This is a genomic window from Streptomyces sp. 4F14 (genome assembly GCF_048159485.1).
Taxonomy (GTDB): Bacteria; Actinomycetota; Actinomycetes; order Streptomycetales; family Streptomycetaceae; genus Streptomyces.
Window position 1 is genome coordinate 294,841 of record NZ_JBLRVY010000009.1, and the last position, 11,004, is coordinate 305,844.

Genomic DNA, 11,004 nt, shown 5'->3' on the forward strand with positions numbered 1-11,004 from the left:
ATGAAGATCCTGATCAGCGCTGACATGGAGGGTGCCACCGGGGTCACCTGGCCGGCGGACGTACGGCCGGGCGCCCCGGAGTGGCAGCGGTGCCGGGAGATGTTCACCTCGGACGTCGACGCGGCCGTCCGCGGCTTCTTCGACGGCGGCGCCGATCAAGTGTTGATCAATGAAGCCCACGCCACGATGCGCAACCTTCTCCTTGAACGTCTTGACGAACGTGTGGACATGTTGACCGGTCGTCACAAGGACCTGTCCATGGTTGAGGGAGTCCAGTACGGCGACGTCGACGGCATCGCCTTCCTCGGCTACCACGGCGGCGCCGGCATGGAGGGCGTCCTCGCCCACACCTACCTCGCCAACACGATCACCGGCGTCTGGCTGAACGGCGTCCGCGCCAGCGAGGGCCTCCTCAACGCCCATGTCGCCGCCGAGTTCGGGGTACCCGTGATCCTCGTGACGGGCGACGACATCACCTGCGAGGACGCCCTCGGATACGCGCCCGAGGCCCACAAGGTCGCCGTCAAGGACCACGTCTCGCGCTACGCGGCGATCTGCCGCACCCCCGCCCGCACGGCCGCCGACATCCGTACGGCGGCCCGCGCGGCGACGGCGCTCGCGGTGCGCCACGCCCCGGTCCACGCAGGCCCCCACACGGTCGCCGTCGAGTTCGACGCGGAGCACCTGGCGGCGGCCGTCACGGTCGTGCCCGGCGTGGCGCGGACCGGGGAGCGCAAGATCGCGTACACCGCGGAGCGCATGTACGACGCGATCCGGGTGTTCAAGGCGGTCACCACGATCGCCGCGTCCGCGATGGAGGAGAACTATGGCTGACCGGCAGGCGTACGACGAGGTCGTCCGGTTCACGTCCGACCTGATCCGCCACGACACCACCAACCGGGGCGGCGGCGACTGCCGGGAGCGCCCCGCCGCCGAGTACGCGGCGCAGCAGCTCGCGGACATCGGCCTGGAGCCCGTCCTCCTTGAGCGCGCCCCGGGCCGCACGAACGTCGTCGCCCGCATCGAGGGCACCGACCCGTCCGCGGACGCGCTCCTCGTCCACGGCCACCTCGACGTCGTCCCCGCCGAGGCCGCCGACTGGAGCGTGCACCCCTTCTCCGGCGAGGTCCGCGACGGGGTCGTGTGGGGGCGCGGCGCCGTCGACATGAAGAACATGGACGCGATGGTCCTCGCCGTCGCCCGCTCCTGGGCCCGCGAAGGCGTACGGCCCCGCCGGGACGTGGTGATCGCCTTCACCGCCGACGAGGAGGCGAGCGCCGAGGACGGCGCCGGGTTCCTCGCCGACCGGCACCCCGGCCTCTTCGAGGGCTGCACCGAAGGCATCAGCGAGTCCGGCGCGTTCACCTTCCACGACGGCGCCGGACGCGAGATCTACCCCATCGCCGCCGGTGAACGGGGCACCGCCTGGCTGAAGTTGACCGCTCGGGGCCGCGCTGGGCACGGCTCCAAGGTGAACCGCGAGAACGCCGTCACCCGCCTCGCCGCCGCGATCACCCGCATCGGCGCCCACGAGTGGCCCGCCCGCCCGACCCCCACGGTCAGCGCCGCCCTCACCGAACTCGCCGCGCTCTACGGCGTCGACGCCGACCTCGACGACGTCGACGGGCTGCTCACCAAGCTCGGGCCGGCGGCGAAGCTCGTCGAGTCGACCGTCCGCAACAGCGCCAACCCGACGATGCTGGACGCCGGTTACAAGGTCAACGTCATCCCCGGCGAGGCCGTCGCCTACGTCGACGGACGCTATCTCCCGGGCACCGAGGACGAGTTCAGGGCGACCCTCGACAAGCTGACCGGCCCTGACGTCAGTTGGGAGTTCCAGCACCACTCGGTCGCCCTCCAGGCACCCCTGGACACCCCGACGTACGCCGGACTGCGCGCGGCCGTACGGGAGTTCGCGCCCGAGGGGCACACCGTGCCGTACTGCATGTCGGGCGGCACCGACGCCAAGCAGTTCTCCCGGCTCGGGGTCGTCACCTACGGCTTCACCCCGCTGAAGATGCCCGAAGGACTCGACTACCAGGCACTGTTCCACGGCGTCGACGAACGGGTCCCCGTCGAGGCGCTGCACTTCGGCGTCGACGTCCTCGACCGCTTCCTGCGCACGGCATGACCCGCGCCCTGCCCCACGGCGACTGGCCCTCGCCGGTCACCGCCGCCCTCGCCGCCGCGCACGACGGCCGCCCCGACGACCTCGGGTTCGTCGGCGAGGAGGTCTGGTGGACGGCGCCCCGCCCGGCCGAGGCAGGCCGCCGCACCCTCGTCCGCCGCCGCGCCGACGGCACCGAGGAGCCGGTCCTCGCGGCGCCGTGGAACGTCCGCAGCCGCGTCCACGAGTACGGCGGCCGCCCCTGGGCGGGGACCGTGCACGAGGGGCAACTCCTCGTGGTGTTCGTCCACTTCACCGACCAGCGCCTCTACCTGTACGACGGCGCCGGTGAACCCCGGCCCCTCACCCCCGTCTCCGGGGTCGGCGGCGGGCTGCGCTGGGCCGACCCGGTGCTGCTGCCCGAGCGGGGCGAAGTCTGGTGCGTGCGGGAGGAGTTCACCGGCGAGGCGCCCACCGACGTGCGGCGCGTCCTGGCCGCCGTACCGCTGGACGGGTCCGGGCGGGTGCGTGAACTCACCGACGACAGCCGGAGGTTCGTCACCGGGCCGAGGCTGTCGCCGGACGGGCGGCGGATGGCGTGGATCGCCTGGGACCACCCCCGGATGCCGTGGGACGGGACGGAGCTGCTGGTCGCGGGCATCGATGAGGCCGCCGGTGCGCCCCAGGTCGTCGCCGGGGGGCCGGACGAGTCGGTCGTCCAGGTCGAATGGGCGCCGGACGGCGGGCTGTTGTACGTCTCCGACCGCAGCGGCTGGTGGAACCTCCACCGCGACGGGCGCCAACTCTGCCCGCGCGAGGAGGAGTTCGGCGGGGCGCTGTGGAAGCTCGGGCAGCGCTGGTTCGCGCCGCTCGCGGACGGGCGGATCGCCGTCGTCCACGGACGGGGCGCCGCCGCCCTCGGCGTGCTTGATCCCGACAGCGGGGAGATCGCTCAACTCGACGGCCCCTGGACCGAGTTCGCCGCCACCCTCGCCGTGCGCGGGGATCGGGTCGTCGCGGTCGGGGCGAGCCCGGCCGGCGGGTACGAGGTCGTCGAACTGGACTCGGCGAGCGGGCGGACGCGGGTGATCGGGGCCGCGCACACCGACCCCGTGGACCCGGCGTACTACCCGCGACCGGTGACGCGGACTTTCACCGGGCCCGGCGGGCGGGCGGTCCACGCCCAGGTGTATCCGCCGAACAACCCCGAACACACCGGCCCCGCAGGGGAGTTGCCGCCGTACGTCGTCCACGCGCACGGCGGGCCCACCGACCGGGCGCCGCTCGTGCTGGACCTGGAGATCGCGTACCTCACCTCACGGGGCATCGGGGTCGTCGAGGTCGACTACGGCGGGTCCACCGGGTACGGGAGGGCGTACCGCGAACGGCTGCGCGGACAGTGGGGAGTCGTGGACGTCGAGGACTGCGCGGCCGTCGCGCTGGCGCTCGCCGAGGAGGGGCTCGCGGACCGGGAGCGGCTGGCGATCCGGGGCGGCAGCGCGGGCGGCTGGACCGCCGCCGCCTCCCTGGCCCGCACCGACGTCTACGCCTGCGCCGCGATCCGCTACCCCGTCCTCGACCCCGTGACCTGGGCAGACGGCGGCACGCACGACCTGGAGTCCCGGTACCTCGACGGGCTGATCGGGCCGCCCGACCGCTACGCCGAGCGGTCGCCGCTGGCCCACGCGGACCGCGTCACCGTACCGTTCCTGCTGCTCCAGGGGCTGGACGACGTGATCTGCCCGCCCGCGCAGTGCGACCGCTTCCTGGCCCGGGTCGACGTACCGCACACGTACCTCACCTTCGAGGGCGAGGGCCACGGATTCCGCCGGGCGGCCACGAACATGCGCGCCCTGGAAGCCGAACTCGCCCTGTACGCCGAGGTGTTCGGCTTGAACCCTGCGAAAGAGGCGCCCCAGTGCACGAGTTGACCCGTCCCCGGCGCCTCGCACCCGGCGCCCGCGTCGCGATCGTCGCCCCCAGCGGGCCGGTCCCCGAGGAACGCCTCCAGGCCGGCCTGGACATCCTGCGCGGCTGGGACCTCGACCCCGTCGTCGCGCCCCATGTCCTCGACCGGCACCCGGAGTTCCCCTACCTCGCGGGCACCGACGCCGACCGGGCCGCCGACCTCCAGCGCGCCTGGTGCGACCCGGCCGTCGACGCCGTGCTGTGCGCGCGGGGCGGATACGGCGTCCAGCGCATGGCCGGCCTCCTCGACTGGGACGCGATGCGGGCGGCCGGGCCGAAGGTCCTCGTCGGCTTCAGCGACATCACCGCGCTGCACGAGGCGTTCGCGAACCGGCTCGGGCTCGTCACCCTGCACGGGCCGATGGCCGCGGGCGTGGACTTCCTGAAGAACGAGGCCACGCAGCGCCATCTCCGGGCCACCCTCATGGCACCCGAGACGGTCCAGGTCATCGCCGCGACCGGAGGCGGCGCGCTGGTCGGCGGGCGGGCCCGGGGCGTCCTGCTCGGCGGCTGCCTGTGCCTGCTCGCCGCCGAACTGGGCGCCCCGTACGCCCGGCCCTCCGCGCGTGGGGGCCTGCTCTGCCTGGAGGACGTGGGGGAGGAGACGTACCGCCTCGACCGCTACCTCACCCAGCTGCTGCGCGCCGGGTGGCTCGACGGGGTGCGGGGCGTGCTCCTCGGGTCCTGGGCGGAGTGCGACGCCTACCCCCTCGTACGGGCCCTGCTCGCCGACCGGCTCGGCGGGCTCGGGGTGCCCGTCGTCGAGGAGTTCGGGTTCGGGCATGCGGCGGGGGCGCTGACGGTGCCCTTCGGGGTGGCGGCGGTGCTCGACGCGGACGCCGGGACGCTGGCGCTGGAGGAGCCCGCGCTGCGGTGAGGTCTCGCCGTGCGGATCCACGCGCGCGGGCGCACCCTGGTCGCATGAGCGCGAAGACGACATCAGAGGCGGGGGCGAAGAAGGGCGCGAGTCCGTTCACGCCGGGGCGGATCGCCGTCGCGGTGCTGGGCGTGCTGGCCCTCGTCTTCATCTTCGAGAACACCCGCGCCACCAAGATCCGGCTGCTGATCCCCGAGGTCACGATGCCGCTGTGGACGGCGCTGCTGGCGACCGCCGTGGTGGGGGCGCTGTGCGGGGCGTACTTCGTGCGGCGGCGTCGGTAGTCCGTGATCAGGGCCGTCGTACGCTGGTCCGATGCCTCATGCCCAGCGTTATCTCGCCGAAGGCCCCCGCGTGGGGATACGTCACTTCACCTACGCCGACGGGGCCGAGTTCACCGCGCGGGTGCGGGAGAGCAGAGAACTGCATCAGCCCTGGCTCTATCCGCCGGACAGTGTTGATGCCTATACCGCGTACGCGGCGAGGTTGATCGAGGATCCGTCCAAGGCCGGGTATCTCGTGTGTACGAAAGATGATGCGGCCATTGCCGGCTACATCAATATCAACAACATCGTCGAGGGGGCTTTCCAGTGCGGGGCGCTGGGGTACGGGGCCTTCGCGCACTCCGCCGGGCGGGGGCTGATGCGGGAGGGGCTCGACCTCGTCGTCGGGTACGCCTTCGGGCCCCTGCGGCTGCACCGGCTGGAGATCAACGTCCAGCCGGGCAACACGGCGTCGATCGCCCTCGCGCGGGGGGCCGGGTTCCGGCTGGAGGGGCTGTCGCCGAAGATGATCTACGTCGGCGGCGACTGGCGCGACCACGAGCGGTGGGCGATCACCGCCGAGATGCGGGCTTGACGTTGATCTTCATGGTGTCGAGGTCGGTGACCGTCGACCGCAGACCGGTGAACCCGTGCGCGAGCCCTGTCAGCGCCGTCTGCGCCCGGTCCTCCGCGATCACCGCGGCCATCTCCTCGCCGTCCGCCGCGTCCGACACCACCACGTACCGCATCGAGAAGTGCTTCAGGGGGCTCGCCTCGTAGGTCAGCGAGCCCTCCTCGGTGAACCGCATGCTGGACAGCCCGTGGTCGGCTGCCTCGGCGAGCAGCCGCTCCCGGGACTCGTCGGTCAGGGCGTCCCAGGTGCCGCGGACGATGACCCGGTAGGTGTGCTGCTCGCTCATCGGCTTCTTTCCGTCGGAGGTGCGGGGCGCGTCGACCCTACGGCGGTGCCGCCGCGCCCCGCACCGCAATTCCCGCCGCCCCCGGTCACTTCCGGCAGAGGATCTCCCCGTGCAGGACGGCGAACCACCCGTCCTCCTGCCGCCCCCACTCCCGCCATGCCTCGGACACGGCCGTCAGCTCGTCCCGGGTCGCGTGCCCGCCCTCGGTCGCGCGGTCGGCGTACGCGGAGGCCAGCGTGCGGTCCGCCCACAGGCCGCTCCACCACTCCCGCTCCTCGGGCGTGGCGAACGTCCAGTTCGCGGAGGTCGCCGTGATGTCCGTGAACCCGGCCGCCAGTGCCCAGGATCTGAGACGCCGCCCCGCGTCCGGCTCGCCCCCGTTGGCGCGCGCCACCCGCCGGTACAGGTCGGACCAGGCATCCATGCCGGCCGAGGCCGGGTACCAGATCATGCCCGCGTAGTCCGAATCGCGGACGGCGACGAACCCGCCCGGCCTGGTCACCCGGCGCATCTCGCGCAGCGCCTGTACGGGGTCCCCGACGTGCTGGAGGACCTGGTGGGCGTGGACGACGCAGAACGTGTCGTCCGGATAGTCCAGGGAGTGGACGTCGGCGACCGCGAAGTCGACGTTCGTCACACCGCGTCCGGCGGCGGTGGCGGCGGCCTGTTCCAGGATGCCCGGCGCGTGGTCGACGCCCGTGACGTGGCCGTCCGGGACCAGCGCCGCCAGGTCGGCGGTGATCGTGCCCGGGCCGCAGCCGACGTCCAGGACCTTCATGTGCGGCTTGAGCGAACTCAGCAGGTAGGCCGCCGAGTTGGCGGCGGTCCGCCAGGTGTGCGAGCGCAGGACGGACTCGTGGTGCCCGTGCGTGTAGACGGCCGTCTCCCGTGCTTCCGGCATGGCTGTGCCCCTTCGCGTCGTCGGGTCGGTGCGTACTTCACCGTAACGCCATGGACCGCATTGTGAGACCAGGTGTTTTGACATGTGGACTGACGGGCCGTCAGTCCACGGCGGCGATAACGGTTTGCCGTGCAGGTCGCCGGGCCGGAGAATGCGTTTCCATGGGACATCTGGAAGCCGCGCATCTCGAGTACTACCTCCCCGACGGGAGGGCGTTGCTCGGCGACGTGTCGTTCCGCGTCGGGGAAGGGGCGGTCGTCGCCCTCGTCGGCCCGAACGGCGCGGGCAAGACGACCCTGCTGCGGCTCATCTCCGGCGAGCTGAAACCCCACGGCGGCGGCGTCACCGTCAGCGGCGGGCTCGGCGTCATGCGCCAGTTCGTGGGCTCCGTACGGGACGAGACGACCGTGCGCGACCTGCTCGTCTCCGTCGCCCCGCCCGAGATCCGCAAGGCCGCCGAGGCCGTCGACCGCGCCGAGCACGCGCTGATGACCATCGACGACGAGGCCGCGCAGCTCCAGTACGCGCAGGCCCTCTCCGACTGGGCCGAGGTGCGCGGGTACGAGGCCGAGACGCTGTGGGACATGTGCACGACGGCCGCGCTCGGCGTGCCCTACGAGCGCGCCCAGTGGCGGCAGGTGAGCACGCTGTCCGGGGGCGAGCAGAAGCGGCTCGTGCTGGAGGCGCTGCTGCGCGGCACCGACGAGGTGCTGCTCCTCGACGAGCCCGACAACTACCTCGACGTCCCCGGCAAGCGGTGGCTGGAGGAGCGGCTCAAGGAGACGCGCAAGACCGTCCTGTTCGTCTCCCACGACCGTGAACTCCTCGCGCGGGCCGCGGAGAAGATCGTGTCCGTGGAGCCGGGGCCCGCCGGCGCCGACGCGTGGGTGCACGGCGGCGGGTTCGGGACGTACCACGAGGCCCGGCGCGAACGGTTCGCCCGTTTCGAGGAGTTGCGCAGGCGGTGGGACGAGAAGCACGCGCAGCTGAAGAAACTCGTCCTGACGCTCCGTCAAGCCGCCTCCATCAGCCACGAGCTGGCGTCCCGCTACCAGGCCGCGCAGACCCGGCTGCGGAAGTTCGAGGAGGCCGGGCCGCCGCCGGAGCCGCCGCGCGAGCAGGACATCACGATGCGCCTCAAGGGCGGCCGGACCGGCGTACGGGCCGTCACCTGCAAGGGACTTGAGCTGAGCGGGCTGATGAAACCCTTCGACCTGGAGGTGTTCTACGGCGAGCGCGTCGCCGTCCTCGGGTCCAACGGGTCGGGGAAATCGCACTTCTTGAGGCTCCTCGCGGGCGACGAGGTCGCGCACACCGGCGAGTGGAAGCTCGGCGCGCGCGTCGTGCCCGGGCACTTCGCGCAGACCCACGCCCACCCCGAACTTCTCGGCCGCACCCTCCTCGACATCCTGTGGGCCGAGCACTCCCAGGACCGCGGCGCCGCCATGTCCCGCCTGCGCCGCTACGAGTTGACCCAGCAGGCGGAGCAGACCTTCGACCGCCTCTCCGGCGGACAGCAGGCCCGCTTCCAGATCCTCCTGCTCGAACTGCGGGGCTGCACCGCCCTGTTGCTCGACGAGCCGACCGACAACCTCGACCTGGAGTCCGCGGAGGCGCTCCAGGAGGGGCTGGAGGCGTTCGACGGGACGGTCCTCACGGTCACCCACGACCGGTGGTTCGCGAAGTCCTTCGACCGGTACCTGGTGTTCGGCAGCGACGGGAAGGTGCGGGAGACGGCGGAGCCGGTGTGGGACGAACGGCGGGTGGAGCGGGCGCGCTAGAGGGTGGGCGGCGCTTCGGGTGTGCCCAGGTGGGAGCCGTCCCGTGTTTGCGGGCCGGGGCCCGGGGCAGGCGGAGTGGCGTGCTTCGGACCGGAGGCACTCGGTGGAGCCCCGCATCCGACGGTTCACGGAACGGGCCCCCGGTGAACCGTCCAACCCAGAGCACCCGCAAGGGAGTTGCGACGCACCATGCGAAATCCAGTGAGCGTGACGCACCACCCGCACGACGACGCCCCCGACACCGCCGCGGCCTTCCGCAAGCTCGCGGACCTCCCGGAGGGCCCCGACCACGACAGCCTGCGCGGCGAGATCGTCGAGGCGTGGCTGCCGATGGCCGACCGCCTCGCCGGACGCTTCCGCAGCCGCGGCGAGAGCCTGGAGGACCTGCGCCAGGTCGCCGCCCTCGGCCTGGTCAAGGCCGTCGACCGGTACGACCCGGAGCGCGGCAACGCCTTCGAGAGCTACGCCGTACCGACCGTCACCGGCGAGATCAAACGGCACTTCCGCGACCACCTGTGGACCCTGCACGTGCCCCGGCGCGTCCAGGACCTGCGCAACCGGGTCCGCTTCGCCTGCCAGGACCTCGCGCAGGGCGACGGCCGGCAGCCCACCGTCGCCGAGATCGCCGAGCGCGCCCAGCTCAGCGAGGAGGACGTACGCGCCGGCCTGGAGGCCCTGGACAGCTTCACCACCCTCTCGCTGGACGCCGAGCTGCCCGGCGGCGAGGACGGCTACTCCCTCGGCGACATCCTCGGCTCCCCCGACCCCGCGCTGGACGTCGTCGTCGACCGTGAAGCCGTACGCGGGCGGCTGGCGGCGCTGCCCGAGCGGGAGCGGGCGATCCTGTACATGCGGTTCTTCGGCGACATGACGCAGAGCCGGATCGCCGAGCGGCTCGGGATCTCCCAGATGCACGTCTCCCGGCTGATCAGCCGCTGCTGCGAGCGGGTACGCGAACAGGTGCTCCAGGACGCCGCCTGAGGCGCCGTTCACCCGGTCGGGTGCAGCCGCTGCCGCCGAACGAGGGCGCACGCGCGCGTGTCGGCGTGCGGCGGGCTGTGATGGGTGTACGTCCACCGCAGCCGTCGCCCGCCGCACCGAGGAGTCCCATGCGTCGCAGCGCCCGTGTCCTGTCCGCCACGCTCCTGGTCGGCGGGGTGCTCGCCGTGACACCGGCCGCCGTCGCCGACCCCGCCGCCGAGATCACCCCGGCGACCGTCTCACCCGGCTCCACGGTCACCGTCACGGTTTCCTGCGACCCCGTCACGGGTACGGCGCCGGCGACCCTGGAGGCGACGTCCCTCGCGTTCGCCGAGGACACGGTGAGCCTCCAGCAGGTTTCCGGCGGCGGCCCGGGCCCCGTCTACCGGGGTACCGCGCGGATCGCGGGCCCGGAGGAGTTCACCGGTCTGACGGGCACCGGACCCGACTCCGCGTGGACGGTCGACGGGACCTGCCCGGCGGCCCGGGGCACCCACGGGCGCGCGTGGAGCGCCACCTTCGACGTCTCACGCGCGGGCGGCGGCGGCCCCGCCCCCTGCACCCGGCCCCCGCAGCAGCCCTGGCCGGACTCCTGCCCCGGCCCCACGGTCCAGCACGGCGTCAAGGCGGGCAGCGGCGGCACCTTCACCGACTCCCTCCCCGCGCTGGTCGCCGGCGGCCTGTTCATCGCGGGGGCGTTCGCCGCCGCCGGCCACCGGCTGTGGCGCCGGGGCACGGCGGCGGGCGGCTGAGGCCGCCGTGGGGAGGGCGGGAGAGGACGGGGCCGACGGTCGGGACGGCGAGAGCGCCGGGGCGGGGCGGGAGACGGCGGGGGATGCCGGGACAGGGGCCCGCGCGCGTGCGTCGGAGGAGACCGAGGGCGCGGGGCAGGCACGGTCCCGCGCGGGTGCTCCTGGGGAGAGCGAGGCTGACGTCGAGAGCGCACAGCAGACGCGGCCTCGCGCGCGTGCGCCGGAGGAGACCGAGGGCGTGGGGCAGGCACGGTCCCGCGCGGGTGCTCCTGGGGAGAGCGAGGCTGACGTCGAGAGCGCACAGCAGACGCGGCCTCGCGCGCGTGCGCCGGAGGAGACCGAGGGCGCGGGGCAGGCACGGCCTCGCGCGCGTGCCCCGGAGGCGTCCGGCGAATCTGGCGAACCGCGATCCCGCGCGGGTGCCGCAGAGGCGTCCGGAGAGTTTCACGAACCG

11 protein-coding genes are annotated in these 11,004 nt (G+C 73.3%); 9 read left to right on the plus strand and 2 right to left on the minus strand.

The genetic code is table 11. The features are described 5' to 3' along the window. Genes ACLZOT_RS18325 through ACLZOT_RS18350 form a run of 6 tightly spaced genes read left to right on the plus strand, consistent with a single transcriptional unit; the run spans position 1 to position 5,810 of the window. On the plus strand, positions 1–834 hold the full coding sequence (locus ACLZOT_RS18325; RefSeq protein WP_416970012.1) for a M55 family metallopeptidase: 834 nt from the start codon (positions 1–3) through the stop codon (positions 832–834). Further along, the gene (locus ACLZOT_RS18330) at positions 827–2,131 is read left to right on the plus strand and encodes a M20/M25/M40 family metallo-hydrolase (protein WP_416970013.1); all 1,305 of its coding nucleotides are present in this window, start codon (positions 827–829) and stop codon (positions 2,129–2,131) included. Before ACLZOT_RS18325 ends, ACLZOT_RS18330 begins: the two co-directional genes overlap by 8 nt. Further along, positions 2,128–4,038 carry a prolyl oligopeptidase family serine peptidase gene (locus ACLZOT_RS18335; protein WP_416970014.1) on the plus strand — a complete coding sequence of 637 codons (1,911 nt, stop codon included), beginning with the start codon at positions 2,128–2,130 and terminating at the stop codon, positions 4,036–4,038. The genes ACLZOT_RS18330 and ACLZOT_RS18335 overlap by 4 nt, the downstream gene beginning before the upstream one ends. Further along, positions 4,026–4,952, plus strand: coding sequence for a S66 peptidase family protein (locus tag ACLZOT_RS18340; protein WP_416970015.1), 927 nt, complete (start codon positions 4,026–4,028; stop codon positions 4,950–4,952). Before ACLZOT_RS18335 ends, ACLZOT_RS18340 begins: the two co-directional genes overlap by 13 nt. Positions 4,953–4,996: 44 nt before the next feature. Beyond that, positions 4,997–5,236 carry a DUF1049 domain-containing protein gene (locus tag ACLZOT_RS18345; protein ID WP_416970016.1) on the plus strand — a complete coding sequence of 80 codons (240 nt, stop codon included), beginning with the start codon at positions 4,997–4,999 and terminating at the stop codon, positions 5,234–5,236. Between the two features lie 31 nt (positions 5,237–5,267). Continuing rightward, the gene (locus ACLZOT_RS18350) at positions 5,268–5,810 is read left to right on the plus strand and encodes a GNAT family N-acetyltransferase (protein ID WP_416970017.1); all 543 of its coding nucleotides are present in this window, start codon (positions 5,268–5,270) and stop codon (positions 5,808–5,810) included. Here ACLZOT_RS18350 and ACLZOT_RS18355 read toward each other — a convergent pair. Together ACLZOT_RS18355 and ACLZOT_RS18360 are read right to left on the minus strand one after the other, a co-directional pair. Further along, on the minus strand, positions 5,788–6,135 hold the full coding sequence (locus ACLZOT_RS18355; protein WP_416970018.1) for a DUF6204 family protein: 348 nt from the start codon (positions 6,133–6,135) through the stop codon (positions 5,788–5,790). The genes ACLZOT_RS18350 and ACLZOT_RS18355 overlap by 23 nt on opposite strands. Before the next feature lie 85 nt (positions 6,136–6,220). Then, complete coding sequence (locus tag ACLZOT_RS18360; RefSeq protein ID WP_416970019.1) at positions 6,221–7,036, minus strand: methyltransferase domain-containing protein; 816 nt, start codon at positions 7,034–7,036, stop codon at positions 6,221–6,223. Positions 7,037–7,197: 161 nt separating this feature from the next. Here ACLZOT_RS18360 and ACLZOT_RS18365 point away from each other — a divergent pair, with 161 nt between their 5' ends. From ACLZOT_RS18365 to ACLZOT_RS18375, 3 genes are all read left to right on the plus strand, one after another. Next, positions 7,198–8,817 carry an ABC-F family ATP-binding cassette domain-containing protein gene (locus ACLZOT_RS18365; protein WP_416970020.1) on the plus strand — a complete coding sequence of 540 codons (1,620 nt, stop codon included), beginning with the start codon at positions 7,198–7,200 and terminating at the stop codon, positions 8,815–8,817. 189 nt (positions 8,818–9,006) lie between these two features. Next, complete coding sequence (locus ACLZOT_RS18370) at positions 9,007–9,798, plus strand: RNA polymerase sigma factor SigF (RefSeq protein ID WP_416970021.1); 792 nt, start codon at positions 9,007–9,009, stop codon at positions 9,796–9,798. 128 nt (positions 9,799–9,926) lie between these two features. Continuing rightward, positions 9,927–10,550, plus strand: coding sequence for a hypothetical protein (locus ACLZOT_RS18375; protein WP_416970022.1), 624 nt, complete (start codon positions 9,927–9,929; stop codon positions 10,548–10,550). Positions 10,551–11,004 lie beyond the last annotated feature (454 nt).

Bases quoted from the DNA above. Each gene is read 5' to 3' on its own strand.
- ACLZOT_RS18325 (WP_416970012.1), top strand. From the start codon at position 1: ATGAAGATCCTGATCAGCGCTGACATGGAGGGTGCCACCGGGGTCACC.
- ACLZOT_RS18330 (WP_416970013.1), top strand. From the start codon at position 827: ATGGCTGACCGGCAGGCGTACGACGAGGTCGTCCGGTTCACGTCCGAC.
- ACLZOT_RS18335 (WP_416970014.1), top strand. From the start codon at position 2,128: ATGACCCGCGCCCTGCCCCACGGCGACTGGCCCTCGCCGGTCACCGCC.
- ACLZOT_RS18345 (WP_416970016.1), top strand. From the start codon at position 4,997: ATGAGCGCGAAGACGACATCAGAGGCGGGGGCGAAGAAGGGCGCGAGT.
- ACLZOT_RS18350 (WP_416970017.1), top strand. From the start codon at position 5,268: ATGCCTCATGCCCAGCGTTATCTCGCCGAAGGCCCCCGCGTGGGGATA.
- ACLZOT_RS18355 (WP_416970018.1), bottom strand. From the start codon at position 6,135: ATGAGCGAGCAGCACACCTACCGGGTCATCGTCCGCGGCACCTGGGAC.
- ACLZOT_RS18360 (WP_416970019.1), bottom strand. From the start codon at position 7,036: ATGCCGGAAGCACGGGAGACGGCCGTCTACACGCACGGGCACCACGAG.
- ACLZOT_RS18365 (WP_416970020.1), top strand. From the start codon at position 7,198: ATGGGACATCTGGAAGCCGCGCATCTCGAGTACTACCTCCCCGACGGG.
- ACLZOT_RS18370 (WP_416970021.1), top strand. From the start codon at position 9,007: ATGCGAAATCCAGTGAGCGTGACGCACCACCCGCACGACGACGCCCCC.
- ACLZOT_RS18375 (WP_416970022.1), top strand. From the start codon at position 9,927: ATGCGTCGCAGCGCCCGTGTCCTGTCCGCCACGCTCCTGGTCGGCGGG.